The 19,118-nt window shown below is 70.8% G+C and carries 19 protein-coding genes; 8 read left to right on the top strand and 11 right to left on the bottom strand.

The features are described from left to right. The first annotated feature begins 161 nt into the window (after positions 1 to 161). Positions 162 to 1,172, top strand: a complete 1,011-nt coding sequence (locus ACZ6I1_RS16365; protein WP_469287655.1) for a C40 family peptidase — start codon at positions 162 to 164, stop codon at positions 1,170 to 1,172. A gap of 204 nt (positions 1,173 to 1,376) precedes the next feature. Then, positions 1,377 to 2,117 carry a phosphatase PAP2 family protein gene (locus ACZ6I1_RS16360; protein ID WP_469287611.1) on the top strand — a complete coding sequence of 247 codons (741 nt, stop codon included), beginning with the start codon at positions 1,377 to 1,379 and terminating at the stop codon, positions 2,115 to 2,117. A 162-nt stretch (positions 2,118 to 2,279) separates the two neighbouring features. Here the strand turns inward: ACZ6I1_RS16360 and ACZ6I1_RS16355 are convergent, their stop codons facing one another. Both ACZ6I1_RS16355 and ACZ6I1_RS16350 read right to left on the bottom strand, forming a co-directional pair. Further along, entirely contained in the window at positions 2,280 to 2,504 is a 225-nt protein-coding gene (locus ACZ6I1_RS16355) for a hypothetical protein (protein ID WP_469287609.1), read from the bottom strand. Between the two features lie 100 nt (positions 2,505 to 2,604). Then, positions 2,605 to 2,856: a hypothetical protein gene (locus ACZ6I1_RS16350; protein ID WP_469287607.1), complete on the bottom strand. Its 252-nt coding sequence runs from the start codon at positions 2,854 to 2,856 to the stop codon at positions 2,605 to 2,607. A 133-nt stretch (positions 2,857 to 2,989) separates the two neighbouring features. Between ACZ6I1_RS16350 and ACZ6I1_RS16345 the strand changes: the two genes are divergently transcribed. Next, positions 2,990 to 3,820, top strand: a complete 831-nt coding sequence (locus tag ACZ6I1_RS16345) for an SCO4651 family lipoprotein (RefSeq protein ID WP_469287605.1) — start codon at positions 2,990 to 2,992, stop codon at positions 3,818 to 3,820. Positions 3,821 to 3,966: 146 nt separating this feature from the next. Beyond that, positions 3,967 to 4,122 (top strand): hypothetical protein, encoded by a 156-nt coding sequence (locus tag ACZ6I1_RS16340; RefSeq protein ID WP_469287659.1) that lies wholly within the window; start codon positions 3,967 to 3,969, stop codon positions 4,120 to 4,122. A gap of 56 nt (positions 4,123 to 4,178) precedes the next feature. Here the strand turns inward: ACZ6I1_RS16340 and ACZ6I1_RS16335 are convergent, their stop codons facing one another. After that, on the bottom strand, positions 4,179 to 4,502 hold the full coding sequence (locus ACZ6I1_RS16335; RefSeq protein WP_362598499.1) for a metal-sensitive transcriptional regulator: 324 nt from the start codon (positions 4,500 to 4,502) through the stop codon (positions 4,179 to 4,181). A gap of 194 nt (positions 4,503 to 4,696) precedes the next feature. Here ACZ6I1_RS16335 and ACZ6I1_RS16330 point away from each other — a divergent pair, with 194 nt between their 5' ends. Together ACZ6I1_RS16330 and ACZ6I1_RS16325 are read left to right on the top strand one after the other, a co-directional pair. Continuing rightward, complete coding sequence (locus ACZ6I1_RS16330) at positions 4,697 to 5,317, top strand: DUF47 domain-containing protein (RefSeq protein ID WP_008742369.1); 621 nt, start codon at positions 4,697 to 4,699, stop codon at positions 5,315 to 5,317. Positions 5,318 to 5,322: 5 nt separating this feature from the next. Beyond that, positions 5,323 to 6,321, top strand: coding sequence for an inorganic phosphate transporter (locus tag ACZ6I1_RS16325; RefSeq protein WP_469287603.1), 999 nt, complete (start codon positions 5,323 to 5,325; stop codon positions 6,319 to 6,321). Between the two features lie 127 nt (positions 6,322 to 6,448). Here ACZ6I1_RS16325 and pstB read toward each other — a convergent pair whose 3' ends face one another. The 7 genes from pstB to mshD form a co-directional block, all read right to left on the bottom strand. Continuing rightward, positions 6,449 to 7,225 (bottom strand): phosphate ABC transporter ATP-binding protein PstB, encoded by a 777-nt coding sequence (gene pstB, locus ACZ6I1_RS16320; protein WP_469287601.1) that lies wholly within the window; start codon positions 7,223 to 7,225, stop codon positions 6,449 to 6,451. A gap of 28 nt (positions 7,226 to 7,253) precedes the next feature. Next, positions 7,254 to 8,336 (bottom strand): phosphate ABC transporter permease PstA, encoded by a 1,083-nt coding sequence (pstA, locus tag ACZ6I1_RS16315; protein ID WP_469287599.1) that lies wholly within the window; start codon positions 8,334 to 8,336, stop codon positions 7,254 to 7,256. Beyond that, the gene (gene pstC / locus ACZ6I1_RS16310; protein ID WP_469287597.1) at positions 8,336 to 9,325 is read right to left on the bottom strand and encodes a phosphate ABC transporter permease subunit PstC; all 990 of its coding nucleotides are present in this window, start codon (positions 9,323 to 9,325) and stop codon (positions 8,336 to 8,338) included. The genes pstA and pstC overlap by 1 nt, the downstream gene beginning before the upstream one ends. Positions 9,326 to 9,461: 136 nt before the next feature. After that, a complete protein-coding gene (gene pstS, locus ACZ6I1_RS16305) occupies positions 9,462 to 10,595 on the bottom strand; it encodes a phosphate ABC transporter substrate-binding protein PstS (protein ID WP_469287595.1) in 1,134 nt (377 codons plus the stop codon). Positions 10,596 to 10,828: 233 nt separating this feature from the next. Then, a complete protein-coding gene (locus tag ACZ6I1_RS16300; protein ID WP_469287593.1) occupies positions 10,829 to 11,905 on the bottom strand; it encodes a CHAD domain-containing protein in 1,077 nt (358 codons plus the stop codon). Continuing rightward, complete coding sequence (locus tag ACZ6I1_RS16295) at positions 11,886 to 14,162, bottom strand: RNA degradosome polyphosphate kinase (protein WP_469287591.1); 2,277 nt, start codon at positions 14,160 to 14,162, stop codon at positions 11,886 to 11,888. The genes ACZ6I1_RS16300 and ACZ6I1_RS16295 overlap by 20 nt, the downstream gene beginning before the upstream one ends. 234 nt (positions 14,163 to 14,396) lie before the next feature. Then, positions 14,397 to 15,326: a mycothiol synthase gene (mshD, locus tag ACZ6I1_RS16290; RefSeq protein WP_469287589.1), complete on the bottom strand. Its 930-nt coding sequence runs from the start codon at positions 15,324 to 15,326 to the stop codon at positions 14,397 to 14,399. A gap of 328 nt (positions 15,327 to 15,654) precedes the next feature. On the opposite strand from mshD, the gene ACZ6I1_RS16285 reads away from it, so the two are divergent. Further along, positions 15,655 to 17,469 (top strand): bifunctional metallophosphatase/5'-nucleotidase, encoded by a 1,815-nt coding sequence (locus ACZ6I1_RS16285; protein ID WP_469287587.1) that lies wholly within the window; start codon positions 15,655 to 15,657, stop codon positions 17,467 to 17,469. Positions 17,470 to 17,560: 91 nt separating this feature from the next. On the opposite strand, the gene ACZ6I1_RS16280 is transcribed toward ACZ6I1_RS16285, so the two are convergent. Next, positions 17,561 to 18,340: an alpha/beta fold hydrolase gene (locus tag ACZ6I1_RS16280; protein ID WP_469287585.1), complete on the bottom strand. Its 780-nt coding sequence runs from the start codon at positions 18,338 to 18,340 to the stop codon at positions 17,561 to 17,563. 116 nt (positions 18,341 to 18,456) lie between these two features. Between ACZ6I1_RS16280 and ACZ6I1_RS16275 the strand changes: the two genes are divergently transcribed. After that, on the top strand, positions 18,457 to 19,026 hold the full coding sequence (locus tag ACZ6I1_RS16275) for a TetR/AcrR family transcriptional regulator (protein ID WP_469287583.1): 570 nt from the start codon (positions 18,457 to 18,459) through the stop codon (positions 19,024 to 19,026). Positions 19,027 to 19,118 lie beyond the last annotated feature (92 nt).

Genomic DNA, 19,118 nt, shown 5'->3' with positions numbered 1-19,118 from the left:
GGACTGGACGGTGCGCTCCGGTCGCGTCGAGGATGAGGCGGTGGGGTGCGCCCGCATCGCCTGTTCGGGTTTCCGAGGGGGGCAGTGGGACATGCGACACGGCCGAATCACACGTTGAAGTGACGGGAATGGGGGAGGGTTGACGGGTGCGCAGATTCTGGATGGCCGGTGGGATCGGGATCGGGCTGTGTCTGACCTTCGTGGCGCTGCTCGTCGTGGGGACGTACTCGGCCGCCGCGGGCCTGGTCGGGGCCGCCGGGGCGGGCGGCCGTGCCGTCGGCCTCGCGAAGGGGGCGGTGCCCGCCAAGTACCAGGCGATGGTGGAGAAGTGGGGCAACCTGTGCCCCGCGATCACGCCGGCGCTGCTCGCCGCGCAGCTGTACTCGGAGAGCGGCTGGAACCCTAGTGCCGTCAGCCCGGCGGACGCGCGCGGCATCGCGCAGTTCATCCCGGGTACGTGGGCGGGTCACGGCATCGACGGGGACGGGGACGGGGACCGGGACATCTGGGACCCGAGCGACGCGATCCCCTCGGCGGCCTCGTACGACTGCGAGCTGTCCAAGGACGTGGCGGGCGTGCCGGGTGACGCGACGTCGAACATGCTGGCCGCCTACAACGCGGGGGCCTACGCGGTCATCAAGTACGGGGGCGTGCCGCCGTACAAGGAGACCCAGGGCTACGTGAAGACGATCACGACCCTGGCGAAGAGCTTCGCCCGGCCGGTCGGCCGGGTCGCGCCTTCGCAACAGGCCGCCGGGGCCATCTACTTCGCGCAGAAGCAGCTCGGCACGCCCTACCTGTGGGGTGGCAACGGAACGCCCGACCAGGACGGGCGGTTCGACTGCTCGGGGCTGACCAAGGCCGCGTACGAGACCGTGGGGATCACGCTGCCGCGCGTGGCGAACGACCAGTACAACGCCGGCCCGCACCCCTCGCGCGACCAACTGCTCCCCGGTGACCTGGTGTTCTTCTCCGATGATCTGACGAATTCTCGGGAGATCCGGCACGTCGGCCTCTACGTGGGCGGCGGCTACATGATCAACGCCCCGTACACCGGCGCCGTGATCCGCTTCGACAAGATCGACACTCCCGACTACTTCGGCGCGACGCGCGTGACGAAGGACGGTGCGGAGGCCCTTCCGGAGCGTGCCGGAGCGAGCAAGTCGCCCTAGCCACGCTGCGTTAAGCCAAGGCCCTGAGCTGCGACGACGAGTCTCTCTTCGATAACGTTGGAGTGATCATTCGGTGGAGAGTGGAACGTAGTTGCCAGAACGGGCGTTCCATGGACACGGGGGCTGATCAAGCGGGGGGCGAAGGGGCGCACACCGGCGTGCGCCCGCAGGGGAACCACGGCAAGGGCAAGGGGCCGCATCACCATGGCTGGACTCACGACCGGTGGGCCGAATGTGGATGTCAGCCTGCTGTACGAGATCAACGGACTGGCCCTGCGCGCGCCGGACTGGGTGGACCGGGCGGTCGGCCTGGTCGGTGAGTACGGGATCCCGCTGGCCCTGGTGCTGCTGGTCCTGTGGTGCTGGCGCGGCGCCCGCCGCCAGGACGAGAGCACGGCCGTCGAGTCCTTCGCGGCGCTGGTGTGGGCCCCGCTGGCCGCCGGGCTGGCGCTGCTCGTGAACGCGCCGCTGCGCGAACTCGTGGGACGGCCGCGGCCGTTCCGCGAGCACGAAGGGCTCCAGGTGCTCGACACGGGTCCCGGGCCGCGGTTCGGAGCCGAACTCTCGGGCGCCGAGTTCTCCTTCGTCAGCGGCCACGCCGCCCTCGCGATGGCCCTGGGCGTCGGCCTGTTCGTCGCCCACCGCAGGACCGGGCTCATCGGGATCGCACTGGCCGTCCTCGAAGGCGCCTGCCGCGTGTACGCGGGGGCCCACTACCCCACGGACGTGATCGGCGGGTTCGCGCTCGGCACCGCCGTCGTCCTGGTGCTCGGGCCGCTCGCGATGGCGCTGCTGACCCCGGTGGTGCGTGCGGTGGCCGGCTGCCCGCGCCTGCGGCGCCTCGTACGGGCCAAGGGGCGGCGGCTGCCCCGGCCGGTCGGCCTGGCGCAGCCCCAGACCCCGCCGGCCGGACAGCGTCCGCACGAGAGCGACCTCGCGGCCTAGGGCGGAGATCCGCCGGGTCGCGGCCCCGGCACCGGGCAACCGCCGAGGCCCCCGGACGTCACGCCCCGTACGAATCCCATACGGCCAGCAGCAGCGCCGCCACCAGGCACAGCCCTGCCGCGCCGAAGCACAGGCGCACCGCCGCCGGGCGGGGCCGGGGCGTCACCGGTCGCCGCCGTCGGGGTCGGGCCGGGCGTCGCGGCGGTAGCGGGAGCGCAGCCAGAGGCCGGTGATCACGGCCGCCGCGGTGGTGAGCCCTATGGCCAGGGCCACGTCGGCCGGGCCGTCCGCCGAGCCGACCGGCCGGGCCCAGGCCGCGGCAGCCGGGGTCAGCGAGAGGAGCAGGGCCCAGAGAAGGGCGGCGACGCGGGCTGCGGGTCCTGGCATGAGTCCAGGGCATCCGCTCCGGCGCGCCCCGGCCAGCCGGGCCGTCCGAACGGGCTACCCGCGGTGGTCCAGGCCGTGCAGGCCGTGCAGGCCGCCCCGGCTATCCCGCGCTGTGCCGGACGGCGTCCTTGCGGGCCAGGTCGCGGGAGCGGCGGGCCGGGCCCTTCCATCCGCAGCTGCAGACGGCCAGGCAGAACGATCCGCGGTCGGCGGTCGAGGTGGTGTGCGCGGATTCGGCGTGCCTCCCGGCCTGCGGCTGGTGCGGCACGGCGGCGGGAAGCGGGAGGGAGGAGGGGACCGGAGGCGACGAGGGAAGCGGAAGGGCAAGGGGCGCTCTGGTGTGCGGTTCCACGTCTCCCACGGTACCCGGGTCGCGGCCGGTGCGGGGAGTACCTCGGGCCGTGACGGGAAACCCCTGACCTCGTTAACCGGAGCGGGTGGGGGCCTCGGGCAAACAGCGGTCATGCGTTGGGGGTTGGCAGGCGATGGTGGTGCACCAGCACAGGCGGCGGCGCGAGCGTGCGGGTGAGGCGGTGTTCGCCGTCGGCGTCGCCCTCGCGGTCACGGCGATGGGCGGGTGCGCGGGCGCCGGCAGCGACGACCGGCCCCCCGCGGACGCGGCGGCGGTGGTCCGCGGGGCCGCCGACGCGCTGATGAGGACGGGCAGCGCCCGGGCCCGTACGGCCATGGAGATGGCCACCGGCGGGACCAGGGTCACGATCCGCGGCGAGGGCGGGGTCGACTTCAAGAACCGGATGGGCCAGCTGCTGGTCATGCTCCCGGCCGACGTGAAGGGCCAGGCCGAGCACCGGCCCATCACCGAGCTGCTGGTGCCCGGCGCGCTCTACATGAAGAACCGGGGCGCGGGCGTCCCCGACGACAAGTGGGTCCGTGTCGACACGACGACCCTCGCCGACGGGAACCTGGTCACGGGCGGTGCCACCGATCCGCTGGTCGCGGCCGAGCTGCTGCGGGGCGCGCGGGAGGTGACGTACGTCGGGGAGACCGAGGTGGCCGGCACGAAGGTGCGGCACTACCGGGGGACCACCGACATCGCGCGGGCCGCGGGGAACGCGTCGGCGGCGGCCCGGGGGGCGCTGGAGGCGGCGGCGAAAGGGTTCAGCACGGACACCGTGCCGTTCGACGCGTACCTGGACGAGGAGGGGCGGCTGCGGAAGGTCCGCCACCGTTTCACGTACGTCAACAATGGCGTGATCGATGTCTCGTCCACCACGCTGCTGTACGGATTCGGGACGCCGGTGACCGTCGTATTGCCCGCAAGCGGGGACATTTACGCCGGGAAGATCGCCGAGTAGCGGTGCGGCCGGGCCGTGTCCGGCCACCGGTCCGGTGGAGGGGCAGCCGGAAATGGTCCATCCGTGTCATGCGCCGTGCGCCCCGTCCTCCCTACGCTGGGAAACCGAGCGCCGACGACCGAAGACGGCAGATTGAGGTGACACGCGTGACTCCCGCAGGCGGTACGACGGTGCAGGATCATGTGGCGCTCGCCGAGATCGAGCTGTGCGGTGAGCTGATCATCGCGGCCTCGGCAGCTGCCGAGGAGCGGCTGAGCCAGGACCGGATCGACGAGGTGCTGATGGGCCTCTGGTCCGGCTGATCGCCGTGTCCGGGGCCGGTGCGCGGTCCGGTACGTCCGGTGCGCGGGGTGCGCCGTCAGGTGCGCAGGAGGCGGGCGATGGCCTTGGTGGCCTCCTCGACCTTCGCGTCGATCTCCGTGCCGCCCTTCACGGCCGCGTCCGCGACGCAGTGGCGCAGGTGCTCCTCCAGCAGCTGGAGCGCGAAGGACTGGAGCGCCTTCGTGCTCGCCGAGACCTGCGTGAGTATGTCGATGCAGTAGACGTCCTCGTCGACGAGCCGCTGCAGGCCCCGGATCTGGCCCTCGATCCGGCGCAGCCGCTTGAGGTGCTCGTCCTTCTGGTGGTGGTATCCGTGGACGGCGCCGCCGTCGTGGGAGCCCTCCGCCTCGATGGTCGTCATGCGTCCTCCCGTGGTCCGGAACGAGGGGTGCATACCCCGCGTGGGTATAGGGTACCGGGCCCTGCCCGCGCCGGCAGGGGTCGTTCCTCGTCACTCTGCCTGATGGAGGACACTGGGGAACCGCCGGTTAGCCGTGGCCGGGGGATGCGCCTAGCATCAGCCTGACCGAATCCAATGCACCCCGAGGACCTCACGTGCGATTTCGTCTGACCCCCAGGGAGACGAGCTTCTACGACATGTTCGCCGCCTCCGCGGACAACATCGTCACGGGCTCCAAGCTCCTGATGGAACTGCTCGGAGCGGACTCTTCCGCCCGAGCCGAGATCGCGGAGCGGATGCGGGCTGCCGAGCACGCGGGAGACGACGCCACCCACGCGATCTTCCACCAGCTGAACTCCTCCTTCATCACGCCGTTCGACCGCGAGGACATCTACAACCTCGCCTCGTCGCTCGACGACATCATGGACTTCATGGAGGAGGCGGTCGACCTGGTCGTCCTCTACAACGTGGAGGAGCTGCCCAAGGGCGTCGAGCAGCAGATCGAGGTGCTGGCGCGCGCGGCAGAGCTGACCGCCGAGGCCATGCCGCACCTGCGGACGATGGACAACCTCACCGAGTACTGGATCGAGGTCAACCGCCTCGAGAACCAGGCCGACCAGATCCACCGCAAGCTGCTCGCCCAGCTCTTCAACGGCAAGTACGACGCCATCGAGGTGCTGAAGCTCAAGCAGATCGTCGACGTGCTCGAAGAGGCGGCCGACGCGTTCGAGCACGTTGCGAACACGGTGGAGACCATCGCGGTCAAGGAGTCCTGAACCTCGTGGACACCTTCGCTCTGGTCGTGACCATCGGCGTCGCGCTCGGCTTTACGTATACGAATGGTTTTCACGACTCCGCGAACGCGATCGCGACCTCCGTCTCGACGCGGGCGCTGACCCCGCGCGCGGCGCTGGCCATGGCGGCCGTGATGAACCTCGCCGGAGCCTTCCTGGGCAGCGGGGTCGCCAAGACGGTCAGCAAGGGCCTGATCGAGACGCCCGAGGGCAACCGGGGGATGTGGATCCTGTTCGCGGCGCTGGTCGGCGCGATCGTCTGGAACCTGATCACCTGGTACTTCGGCCTGCCCTCGTCCTCCTCGCACGCGCTGTTCGGCGGCATGGTGGGCGCGGCGCTGGCCGGTGGCATCGGCGTGCTGTGGGACGGCGTGGTCGAGAAGGTCGTCATCCCGATGTTCATCTCCCCGGTCGTCGGCCTGGTGGCCGGCTACCTGGTGATGGTGGTCATCCTGTGGATCTTCCGCCGGGCCAATCCGCACAAGGCGAAGCGCGGCTTCCGTATCGCGCAGACCGTCTCGGCGGCGGCGATGGCGCTGGGCCACGGCCTCCAGGACGCCCAGAAGACGATGGGCATCGTGGTGATGGCGCTGGTCATCGCCGACGTGCAGGCGGCCGACGCCGCGATCCCGATCTGGGTCAAGGTCGCGTGTGCCGTGATGCTGTCGCTGGGTACGTACGCGGGCGGCTGGCGCATCATGCGTACCCTCGGCCGCAAGATCATCGAGCTGGACCCGCCGCAGGGCTTCGCGGCCGAGACCACCGGCGCCTCGATCATGTTCGGCTCGGCGTTCCTCTTCCACGCGCCGATCTCCACCACGCACGTGATCACCTCGGCGATCATGGGTGTGGGTGCGACCAAGCGGGTGAACGCGGTGCGCTGGGGCGTCGCCAAGAACATCATCCTGGGCTGGTTCATCACCATGCCGGCCGCGGCCCTGGTCGCGGCGGTCAGTTTCTGGATCGTGAACCTGGCCTTCGTCTAGGCCGGGAATCCTGACGGACGAAAGCGGGCCGGCTCCCCCCACCCAGGGGGAGCCGGCCCTTTTCTTTCTTTCGCCTTGCGGTGGCACCGCCATGCAGCACCGCAGGACGTCTGTCACATCCCGCGGCTCAGCCGAAGCGGCCGGAGATGTAGTCCTCGGTCGCCTGCACGGACGGGTTCGAGAAGATCCGGTCCGTGTCGTCGAGCTCGATGAGCTTGCCGGGCCGGCCGACCGCCGAGAGGTTGAAGAAGGCGGTGCGGTCCGAGACGCGGGCCGCCTGCTGCATGTTGTGCGTCACGATGACGATCGTGAAGCGCTCCTTCAGCTCGCCGATGAGGTCCTCGATGGCGAGGGTGGAGATCGGGTCGAGGGCCGAGCAGGGCTCGTCCATCAGCAGGACCTGCGGTTCGACCGCGATGGCGCGGGCGATGCACAGACGCTGCTGCTGGCCGCCCGAGAGGCCGGAGCCGGGCTTGTTCAGGCGGTCCTTGACCTCGTTCCAGAGGTTGGCGCCCTGGAGGGACTTCTCCACGATGTCCGCGAGCTCGGACTTCTTGAAGGAGCCGTTCAGGCGCAGGCCCGCCGCCACGTTGTCGAAGATCGACATGGTGGGGAAGGGGTTCGGGCGCTGGAACACCATGCCGACCGTGCGGCGGACCGCGACGGGGTCCACGCCGGCGCCGTACAGGTTCTCGTCGTCCAGGAGCACCTTGCCCTCGACGCGGCCACCGGGGGTGACCTCGTGCATGCGGTTCAGGGTGCGCAGGAAGGTGGACTTGCCGCAGCCGGACGGGCCGATGAAGGCCGTCACGGAGCGGGGCTCCACGGTCATCGAGATGTCGTCGATGGCCTTGTGGCTGCCGTAGAAGGCGGACAGTCCGCTGACGTCGATTCGCTTGGCCATGAGGGTCACTTCGCTTTCGGTGGTCGCCTCAGCGACCGGTCTTCGGGGCCTTCCAGCGGGCGATGCCGCGGGCCACCAGATTGAGGATCATGACGAAGGCGATCAGGACGAGCGCTGCGGCCCATGCCCGGTCGTAGGAGGCTTCACTGCCGACCTTGTACTGCTCCCAGATGTAGAGGGGGAGCGAGGACTGGGCGCCTTCGAAGGGGTTGCCGTTGATGAGCTGGGATCCGAAGACCAGCAGCATGATCGGCGCGGTCTCACCGGCGATGCGGGCCACTGCCAGCATGACGCCGGTGGAGATGCCGCCGATGGCGGTGGGGAGCACGACCTTGAGGATCACGCGCCACTTCGGCACACCGAGGGCCAGGGCGGCCTCGCGCAGCTCGTTCGGGACGAGCTTGAGCATCTCCTCGGTGGAGCGGACCACGACGGGCATCATCAGGATCGACAGGGCCATGGCGCCGGCGAAGCCGGAGGGGCCGAAGCCGAGCATCAGGTTCCAGGTCGTCAGGATGAACAGGCCCGCGACGATGGAGGGGATGCCGGTCATGACGTCGACGAAGAAGGTCACGGCCTTGGCGAGCGAGCCCTTGCCGTACTCGACCAGGTAGACGGCGGTCAGCAGGCCGATGGGCGCGGCGATCAGGGTGGCCAGGGCGACCTGCTCGATGGTGCCGAGCAGGGCGTGGTAGACGCCGCCGCCCTGGTCGAAGCTGGTCACGCCGTTCATCGAGTGGCTGAGGAAGTTGCCGTTGAGGAGCTTCACGCCGCGGCTGATCGTCGTCCACATCAGGGACAGCAGCGGGACGACCGCGAGGACGAAGCAGACCCACACGACGGAGGTCGCGACGCGGTCCTTGGCCTGGCGGCGGTTCTCGATCACCGAGCTGGCGGTGTACGTGATGACCACGAAGAGCAGGGCGGCGATCAGGCCCCACTGGACCTTGCTGTGGAGATCGAAGACGAGGCCGGTGCCGCTGCCGAGGGCGATCGAGAGGACCGCGATCCCGGTGGGCGCCCAGCGGGGCAGGCCGCCTCGGGTGAGGCTGCTGGGGGCGGCGGACTTGGGGGCCCGGGTGGGCCGGTGGTCCTGGAGTGCGTGGCTCATCAGGCGTTCGCCCCCGAGAAGTCCTTGCGGCGAGCGATGATCAGGCGAGCTGCACCGTTGACCAGCAGGGTGAGCAGGAACAGGACCAGACCGGAGGCGATCAGCGCGTCCCGGCCGAACTCGTTGGCCTCGTCGAACTTCGCGGCGATGTTCTGCGCGAAGGTGCCGCCGCCCGGGTTCAGGACGTGGAACGAGATCAGGAAGCTCGGGGAGAGGACGGTCGCGACGGCCATGGTCTCGCCGAGCGCGCGGCCGAGACCGAGCATCGAGGCGGAGATGACACCGGAGCGGCCGAAGGGCAGCACGGACATCCGGATGACCTCCCAGCGGGTCGCGCCGAGGGCCAGCGCGGCCTCCTCGTTCATGCGCGGGACCTGGAGGAAGACCTCGCGGCTGACGCTGGTCACGATCGGCAGGATCATGATCGCGAGCAGGATGCCGACGGTGAAGAGCGAGCGGGCCACGCCGATCTGGGTCTTCTCGAAGACGTAGGTCCAGCCCAGGTACTCGTCGAGCCACAGGTTCAGGCCCGCCAGGTGCGGGACGAGGAAGAGGGCGCCCCAGATGCCGTAGATGATCGACGGCACGGCGGCCAGCAGGTCGACCACGTAGGCGAGGGGGGCGGCCAGCTTGCGCGGCGCGTAGTGCGAGATGAACAGGGCGATGCCGACGGCGATCGGAACCGCGATGACCATCGCGATGATCGAGCTGACGACGGTGCCGAAGAGCAGGACGGCGATGCCGAAGACGGGCGGGTTGGCCGACGCGTTCCAGTCGAAGGTGGTGAGGAAGTTCCCCTCGTTCTTCGACAGGGCGATCACGGCGCGGTAGGTGAGGAAGGCGGCGATCGACGCCATGATCACCAGCAGCAGGATGCCGGAGCCCTTGGAGAGCCCGGCGAAGATCTTGTCACCGGCGCGGCCGGTGGATCCCTTGCTCCTGGAGACAGGCGGAGCCGTGTCTATCTGGGTGGGTGTGGTGGAAGCCATGGTCTTTCCGGTCTGTGTGGGGGGCAGGCCCCCTGGCGGCGGTGCACCGGATCCCCCTGGGTGAAGGGGGAGGGCCCTCGGGCGCCGGGCGGATCTGGGGGACCCAGGGTCCGCCCGGCACCGAGAGCATCAGGAATCAGCCGAGCTTGGAGATGGCCTCGCGGACCTTGGTGTTGATCTCCGCCGGGATCGGCGCGTAGCCGTTCTCGAGGAGCACCTTCTGGCCCGCGTCCGAGGCGGTGTAGTTCAGGAAGGACTTGACGGTCGGCAGGGTCTCCGCCTTGTTGCCCTTGTCGCAGACGACCTCGTAGGTCACCAGGACGAGCGGGTAGGCGCCCTCGGCCTTGGTGGTGTAGTCGAGCTTCAGCGCCAGGTCGGAACCGGTGCCGGCGATCTTGGCGGCGGCGATGGCCTTGGAGGCGTTCTCGCCGGTGGCCTTGACCGGGGCGGCGGCGCCCGTGTTCAGGTCGACCGTCTTGATGCCCTGCGAGCTGGCGAAGGAGAGCTCGAAGTAGCCGATCGAGCCGTCGACCTGCTTGACCTGGGCGGCGACACCGGCGGAGCCGGACGCGGCCTGGCCGCCCGGGGCGGCCCACTTCTTCGCGGCCTCGTGCGGCCACGCGTCGGGGGCGGCGGCCTTGAGGTACTTGGTGACGTTCTCCGTGGTGCCGGAGTCGTCGGAGCGGTGGAAGGCCTGGATCGCGGTGGAGGGGAGCGTGACGCCGGGGTTCAGCTTCTTGATCGCCTCGTCGTCCCACTTCTTGATCTTGTCGTTGAAGATGTTGGCGATCGTGGCGGCGTCGAGGTTCAGCTTGTCCACGCCGGCGATGTTGAAGCCGAGGGCGACGGGGCCGCCGACCATCGGCAGGTTGATGCCCTGGCCACCGGTGCAGATCTTCTTCGACTCCTCGACCTGCTCCGGCTTCAGCGCCGAGTCGGAGCCGGCGAAACCGACGGTGCCCTGGTTGAAGGCGACGATGCCCTCACCGGAGGAGGAGGACTTGTAGTTCACCTCGACGCCCGGGCAGGCGGCCATGTAGTTCTTCACCCACAGCTCGACCGCGTTCTTCTGCGCGGAAGAGCCCGAGGCCAGGAGCTTGCCCTTGGCGTCGTCGCACTTGATGTCGCCTGCAGCGACGGACGGCTTCGCCGTGCCGTCCGCGGTCTTCGTGTTGTCGTCCGAGCCGCACGCCGTGAGGACCAGGGCGCCGGACACGACGAGCGCCCCGAGGGCGGAGGCACGAAGCATGTTCTTGCGCTGAAGCTTCACTTTCGGGTGTTCCTTCCAGAAGCCGCCGGCCGCTTTCTGTATCGGGGCGGCGTGCGAAGAGGACTACGTCGGTTTGCGCGGCTGAGCTGTCCTGGGCCGGGCGGCTCGCACCTTGCACAGTCGAAATTAGGCAGACCAGGTGAAGCGGCCGACCGGCGCGAGTGAACGGACGGTGAACCGTGGCGGACGACCCGGTGCGATCCGGAGTGTCCGCACACGGCCGTCAGCCTCCGTTACCCCGCCGTTATCTCCACGTGCTCGCGGGCGCCCGCGGGGGCGCCCCGAGGTGTGTCCCCAGGCGTGTCCCCAGGCGTGTCCCCAGGTGCGGCCGCGGGGCCGCCCGCGGGAGCCGCGACCCAGATCTGCCGGAAGTCGAAACGGGCGGACTCCACCTCGTGGCGCTGGTCCGCGTGCAGGATGCCCAGGGCGTAGGCCGTCGCCGGGGCGATCCGCGGGGTCCGGGCCGCCGTCGCCGAGGCCGTCGCCGCCTCCGCCGCGTCGCGGTGGCGCTCCAGGGCCTCGCCCGCGGCCGCCGCGCGCGTCACGTCCTCGCCCAGCGCCTCCCGCGCGTACCGGTGGATCCGCAGCAGGCGGCGCACCTCGTGCCAGGGCCCGTCGCGGTCCGCGTCGTACGGGTGGGTGTCCTCGGGCGACGGCAGCGCCGCGACCGCCGACGACAGCCGGGTTTCGGCCACCGCGGCCAGCGGCACCAGGACGTCCTCGATGCGGCCCCGGGCCGCGACCGGATCCAGCGGGACCTCCGAGGCCAGCACCGCCACCGCGTCCGCCACCGCGTGGAAGCGGGCGGAGCCGAGGGCTTGGAGGGTCGCCGAGTGGGCCCGCGTACGGGCCAGGGTGAGCTGCCGCTCCAGCAGGGCGCCCGCGCGCGCCGAGCCCACCGTGAGCGCGCCGCCCGCACCCCGCGGCGCCGGCACCCCGGCCGCGCCGGACAGCCGGTGCAGCGCGTCCATGAGCCGCGCCAGGCGGGCGGCGTACGCGTGCTCGCCGGCCAGGGTCGAGGACAGCCACACCAGCTCCGTGCGCAGCCCGTCCGCCCAGGACGACTCGGTCACCACCCGGAAGGTGGCCAGGGATCCGCTGATCCGGCGCGCAGCCCCCCGCAGGCTGCGCGCCGCATCGCTTCCTTCCGGGGCGCCGGCCCCTCCCCCGGGCTCCGCCCGGGGGGATCCGCTCTCCTCGTGCAGGCGCAGCGCGCGCAGGAAGGCGGTGGCCTGGGTGCGCAGGTACGTGCCGAGCACGTCACCCGCGCATCCCGTCACTGCGATCGGGTCATGGTTTGGCTGAGCCACGCCGGCGCCTCCGGGCGTCTATGAGCATCTCCTGTACGTGCCGCAGCGGCTGGCCTTCCGCGTCCGTGCTGTGCCGGGTCCATTCGCCGTCCGGGCCCAGGTGCCAGGAGGAGGTGGCGTCGGACATCCCGGTTTCCAGCATCCGGTCCAGGGCCGCGCGGTGGGCCGGGTCAGCGACCCTGACCAGTGCTTCGATACGGCGGTCGAGATTGCGGTGCATCATGTCGGCGCTGCCGATCCACACCTCGGGTTCGCCGCCGTTGCCGAAGGCGAAGACCCGGGAGTGCTCCAGGAAGCGGCCGAGGATCGAGCGGACCCGGACGTTCTCCGAGAGCCCGGGTACTCCGGGGCGCACCGCGCAGATGCCGCGCACCCAGATGTCGACGGGTACTCCGGCCTGGGAGGCCCGGTAGAGCGAGTCGATGAGGGCCTCGTCGACGATCGAGTTCATCTTCAGGCGCACGTACGCGGGACGGCCGGCCCGGTGGTGGGCGGCCTCCTTGTCGATCCGCGCTATCAGCCCGTCGCGCAGCGAGCGGGGCGCCACCATCAGCCGGCGGTAGGTCTCGCGCCGCGAGTAGCCGGACAGCCGGTTGAAGAGGTCGGAGAGGTCCGCGCCGACCTGCGGGTCGGCGGTGAGCAGGCCGAGGTCCTCGTACAGGCGGGCCGTCTTGGGGTGGTAGTTGCCGGTGCCCACGTGCGAGTAGCGGCGCAGCTGGTCGCCCTCCTGGCGGACGACGAGGGACAGCTTGCAGTGGGTCTTGAGGCCGACCAGCCCGTAGACGACGTGGCAGCCGGACTCCTCCAGCTTGCGCGCCCACTTGATGTTGGCCTGCTCGTCGAAGCGGGCCTTGATCTCGACGAGTACGAGGACCTGCTTGCCGGCCTCGGCGGCGTCGATCAGTGCGTCCACGATCGGGGAATCGCCGGAGGTGCGGTACAGCGTCTGCTTGATCGCGAGGACGTCCGGATCGGCGGCGGCCTGCTCCAGGAAGGCCTGCACCGAGGTGGAGAAGGAGTCGTACGGGTGGTGCAGCAGCACGTCCCGCTCGCGCAGCGCGGCGAAGATGTCCGGCGCGGAGGCGGACTCGACCTCGGCCAGGTCCCGGTGGGTGCCGGCGATGAACTTCGGGAACTTCAGCTCGGGCCGGTCCAGCGAGGCGATCCCGAAGAGGGCCGTCAGGTCCAGCGGGCCGGGCAGCGGGTACACCTCGGAGGCGTTGACCTTCAGCTCCTGCACCAGCAGGTCCAGGACGCCCGGGTCGATGGACTCCTCGACCTCCAGGCGCACCGGCGGGCCGAAGCGGCGCCGCATGAGCTCCTTCTCCAGGGCCTGGAGGAGGTTCTCGGCGTCGTCCTCCTCCACCTCGAGGTCCTCGTTGCGGGTCACGCGGAACATGTGGTGCGCGAGCACCTCCATGCCGGGGAACAGCTCCTCCAGGTGCGCGGCGATGACGTCCTCCAGCGGGACGTAGCGCTGCGGGGAGGCCTCCAGGAAGCGGGAGAGGAGCGGCGGGACCTTGACCCGGGCGAAGTGGCGGTGGCCGCTGACCGGGTTGCGCACGACCACGGCCAGGTTCAGCGAGAGGCCCGAGATGTACGGGAAGGGGTGCGCGGGGTCGACGGCCAGGGGGGTCAGCACCGGGAAGATCTGGTTGCGGAACAGGGTGAAGAGGCGGGCCTGTTCCTTCTCCGTGAGGTCCGGCCAGCGGATGAGGTGGACGCCCTCCTCGGCCAGCGCCGGGGAGATGTCCTGCTGGAAGCAGGCGGCGTGCCGGGCCATGAGCTCGCGCGAGCGGGTCCAGATCAGGTCCAGCACCTCGCGGGGCTGCAGGCCTGAGGCCGAACGGGTGGCGACGCCGGTCGCGATGCGTCGCTTGAGGCCGGCCACGCGGACCATGAAGAACTCGTCGAGGTTGCTCGCGAAGATCGCCAGGAAGTTGGCGCGCTCCAGCAGGGGCGTCGTCGGGTCCTCGGCGAGTTCCAGCACCCGCTCGTTGAAGGCGAGCCAGCTGCGCTCCCGGTCGAGGAACCGGCCGGGCGGCAGTTCGCCGCCGTCCTTGTCGTCGTAGGCGTCCAGATCGGCGTCGAGGTCGGGCTCGAGGTCGACGTGCGGGCGGTGCGCGCTGATGGAGCCTATGCGCGCGTGGGCGCCGGTCACGGCCATGTTGCCCGGCGTTCCCGCGGGGGCGGTGGACGTGGGGGACGGGTGCTGGGCGGGGACCTCGGTGGGGCCTGCGCTGGGCTGGTGGCTCATGACTCCATTCTTCCGCGCAAGCGGGAGGACAGGCGCGTCGGACGTGTCGGCCGTCAGTCGGAGTCGGGGGTGCATGCGGGGAGAGTCGCAAGCGCGTCTTAATGTCCGGTGAATGGCGTGTGGCTTCCCGGCTCCGCCGGGGTGCACGCCTGCGTCGGGGCCGGACGGGCCGGGCCGGACGCCCCGGGCCCGGCCCTGATCCACCGGACACCCCCCGGGCCCGCCGGCCGGTGGTCAGCTCTCCGTGCGGTACATCAGGTCGACCTCGTGGGTCGTGAAGCCCATGCCCTCGTAGACCGCCAGGGCCGCCGGATTGTCGGCGTCCACGTAGAGCATGGCCGTCGGCAGGCCCGCTGCGGCGAGGTGGCGCAGGCCGATCGTCGTGAGGGCCTTGCCGAGGCCGCCGCCCTGGGCGCCGGGGCGGACGCCGAGCACGTAGACCTCGCCCAGCTGCTCGGCCCGGTGGATCTTCGTCCAGTGGAAGCCGACCAGTTCTCCGGCGCGCTCGGCGAGGAAGAAGCCCTCCGGGTCGAACCAGGGCTGCGCGATCCGGTCGTCCAGGTCCCGCTGGGTCAGCGCGCCCTGCTCGGGGTGGTGGGCGAAGGCGGCGGCGTTCGCCGCGAGCCAGGCCGCGTCGTCGGTGCCGGGCACGAAGGTCCGTACGGTCACACCCGCCGGCAGCACCGGCTCCGGCAGCGGATCGGCGTCCGGGCCGAGCGGCCGGCGCAGCTGGCGCAGCTCGCGGAAAAGGGTCAGGCCGAGCACTTGGGCGAGGTGCCGGGCGGCCGACTTGCCGCCGTGCGCCCACACCCGGATCCGCTTGCCGGAGGCGGCCAGCAGGGCCGTGCCGAGGGCTCGCCCGTGGCCGCGGCCGCGCAGCGCCGGGTGGACGACGAGCTCGGCGGCCGGGGCCTCCACCGGGTCGGTTTCCTCCAGTTGTCCGTATCCGGCGAGCCGGCCGCCCTCGGTGAGCAGGAAGTGCCGGATGCCCTCGCGGGGTCCGCCGCGCAGCTGGAGACGGCCCTGTTCGGACACGGCGGTGGTGCCGTCGGTGCGTGCGGCGTCCTCGATGAGGGCGAGTACGGCTTCGGCCTGCTCCTCCGTCAGCTCGTCGAGGGTCTCGATCTGCCGTCCCGGCTCCAGGGCCGCTGCTGCGTCAGTCATGTCTTGAGCCTACGACTGCGTGGCCGGGTGGTGGAGCGCGGGCGCGGGGGTCGGTCCGCCTTCCGTGCGAAACCACCGGTCACCGCTCCCGGCCGAGTTGGCCCCGTGGGCCGCCTCTTCCGTGTGCCCCGCGCCACAGTCCGCGCCCTCTCCACGCCCCAATGCGCCACATCTTCACCCAAAGGGTGCATTCGAGAGCGTCGCGGTGTTCTAACAATTCAGCAGTAGGCCACCCCTTGCCCCCCTTACCCCCTGTCGTGCTACGCGCGTTGACCATAGGCTGCGGCCGACCTCCCAAGTTTGTCTCGCTGTCCACAAAGGGGACTAAATGTCAGCGACGCCACAACGGCACCGCCGCACCCGCCGGTTGACCCTCACCGCTCTCGCCGTCACGGCGGGGGCCGGGGCGATGGTTGCCGCCGCTCTGCCGGCCGGGGCCGCGAGTGGTGGCGGTGCCGCCAAGAGCCGGACCGTCGACGTGCAGCTGCTGTCGTTCAACGACTTCCACGGCACGCTGGAGCCCCCGCAGGGCTCGTCCGGCAATGTGACCGAACGTCAGGCCGACGGCACCACCAAGGCCATACCCGCGGGCGGGGTCGAGTACCTCGCGACCGCCCTGCGCGAAGCCCGCAAGGGCCACGAGTACTCCGTCACCGCCGCCGCCGGCGACATGATCGGCGGCAGCCCGATGCTGTCCGGGCTCTTCCACGACGAGCCGAGCATCGAGGCGCTGAACAAGCTCGACCTGGACGTCACCAGCGTCGGCAACCACGAGTTCGACGAGGGCAAGGCCGAGCTGCGCCGCATGGCGTACGGCGGCTGTCACCCGGTCGACGGCTGCTACGAGGAGGGCAAGGAGTTCACGGGCTCCGAGTTCAAGTTCCTCGCCGCCAACGTCACGGACGAGAAGACCAAGCGTCCGATGATGAACCCCACCTTCATCTGGAAGAAGGGGGACGTGAAGATCGGCTTCATCGGCGTCACCCTGGAGGGCACTCCGGACGTCGTCACCGCCGAGGGCGTCAAGGGCCTGAAGTTCAACGACGAGATCGAGACGATCAACAAGTACGCCGCCGAGCTGAACAAGCAGGGCGTGAAGTCGATCGTCGCGCTGATCCACGAGGGCGGTCTGCCCGCGAGCGGCGCGTACAACTACGACTGCGACGTCCCGGGGGCCGGCGCCGGCATCTCCGGTCCGATCGTGGACATCGCCAAGAACCTGGACCCCAAGGTCGACGCGCTGGTCACCGGCCACACGCACCAGGCGTACGCGTGCAACATCCCCGACCCGGCGGGCAACCCGCGCATGGTGACCTCGGCCGCCTCCTACGGCCGGCTGTACACGGACACCACGCTGACCTACGACCGGCAGACCAAGGACATCGTCCGTACGCCGGTCAGCTCGCCCAAGCCGGTCAACAAGGTCGTCACCCGTGACCTGCCCAAGGCCGGGGACATGACCGAGCTGATCCAGCGCTGGAACGCCCTCGCCGCCCCGATCGCGAACCGCCCCCAGGGCTTCATCTCCGCCGACATCCCGGGCCGCGGCTCCGAGGCGCCGGAGAAGCCGCTCGGCGACCTCATCGCCGACGCGCAGCTCGAGGCGCTCGCCCCGGCCGACAAGGGCGGCGCGCAGCTGGCCCTCATGAACCCGGGCGGCATCCGTGCCGACCTCGCCTACAAGGCCTCCGGGGCCGAGGGCGACGGGGTCGTGACGTACGGCGAGTCCTACACGGTCCAGCCGTTCAACAACATGATGAACATCGTGGACCTCACCGGCGCGCAGCTGATCACCGCGCTCCAGCAGCAGGTCAGCGGCCCGGTCAACGGTGTGAACCCGAAGATCCTCCAGGTGTCGAAGGGCTTCACGTACACCCTCGACATGACCAAGACCGGTGCGGACCGCATCGTCGTGGACTCGGTGAAGCTGAACGGCGCGGCGATCGACCCCGCCAAGACCTACCGGGTCGCGATGAACGAGTTCCTCGCGGGCGGCGGTGACGGCTTCACCGTCCTGAAGGAGCACAAGAACAAGCTGGTCGGCGCGCCCGACCTGGACTGCTTCAACGCCTACCTCGGCAAGTCGACGGCGGCGAACCCGATCGTCCCGCCGGCGGCGGACCGGATCACCGTCATCAAGTAACACCCGTAGCACGCGTAACACCCGCGTAGAGCACGCCCGGAGGGGCGGTGGGCCCGACGGCCCGCCGCCCCTCCGGCGCGTACGGAGGTCCTCAGAGCGTCGCGAGGAAGGCGCCGACGGCCTTCGCGAAGCCCTCCGGGTCCTGGAAGGGCACGAAGTGCTCGGTGTCCAGGGCGGCGTACGAGGTCCCGGGCCGGCGGGCGACCATCGCGTCGGCCTGCTCCTGGGGCAGGGCCTCGCTGCGCAGGCCGTGGATCAGCAGGGCCGGGCAGTCGCTGGCGAGCCAGACGTCCCAGCGGTCGCCGTACGCCGCCGCCACGGTGGCCAGGGTGTCCTGCGGGTGGAACGGCAGCCGCCAGCCGCTGCCCTCGGGCCGCAGCGCGGGGGCGTAGGTCGGGCCCATCGGCCCGAGGGCGGCGATGAGTTCCTCGCGGGTCGGCGCGGTGTACGGGAGGTGGTGGAGGAAGTCCCAGAAGTCCGGGCCGTCCCTGCGGACGACCTCCACCGGGGAGTCGACGTTGATCAGTGCGGAGACCAGGTCGGGGCGGGCGGCGGCCAGGTGGTAGGCGTTGGTGCCGCCGAGGGAGAAGCCGAGGACGGGCACGGGGCCGCCGAGGTCCAGGTGGTCCAGCAGGGCCGCGGCGTCGCCCACGTATCCCGCGCGGTCGTACGCGGGGGTGCGGTCGGAGTCGCCGTGTCCGCGCTGGTCGGGGGCGATGACCCGCCACTCGTCGCGGAGCGCGGCGGCCAGGCCGGCGTAGGAGGCCGCTTCGGAGAGGCCGCCGTGCAGGGCGAGCAGCGGGCGGCCGGTGCCTCCGAAGTCCAGGTAGGAGAGGGTGCGGTCGTCGATCTTCAGCTCGTGGCGCTGCATGGCGGTCTCCCGTTCTTCGGTCTTCCGGTGGCTGAAGCCTGACAGGATTTGGGCAAGCGCGCAATACATTTGTCTTGGGCGTCCGCCCAAAAAGGGTGCGCGGCTACGATCCCGCCATGGGAAATCGCGAGGACCTGCTGGCCGGAGCGCGCCGCTGCCTGGAGGAGAAGGGCTACTTCCGCACGACCGTGCGCGACATCGCCACGGCGTCGAAGGTCAGCATGGCCGCGATCGGCTACCACTTCGGCTCGCGCGAGGCGCTGCTCAACCAGGCGCTCTTCGCCGCGATGGACGAGTGGGCCGCGGGCGCCGGCCGGCTCGCCGGCCAGGGCGACACCGCCGTGGAGCGCTACGCCGACACCTGGGACCGCAAGATCCGGGACTTCGGCGACATGCGCTGGCTGTGGATCGCCAACATCGAGGCCTTCGTGCACGCGCAGTCCTCGCCCGAACTGCTCGCGGCCCTGGCCGAGGGCCAGCGCCGGTCCCGGCGCATGGTGGCGGCGCAGCTGCGCGGGGTGTCCGAGGACGCGGTCACCGAGGAGGACGTACGGGCCCTCGGGTCGGTGCACATCGCGCTGCTCACCGGGGTGATGGTCCAGCACCTGACCGACCCGGAGCACACGCCCGACGGGCGGGCGATCGCGCAGGGGCTGCGCGCGATGGCGGAGCTGCTGGACGGATAGCGGGCCAGGTCCCAACTGGGCGGCGCCAAAAGGGTGTTGCCGGGAACTTCACCTCTACCGACGGGTAGTAAAGGCTGGTTCCGCACGCCATA

This window comes from Streptomyces sp. NPDC046303 (assembly GCF_055588085.1).
The sequence above is the reverse complement of the archived record's forward strand: the minus strand, read 5'-3'. Positions and strand labels throughout refer to the sequence as shown.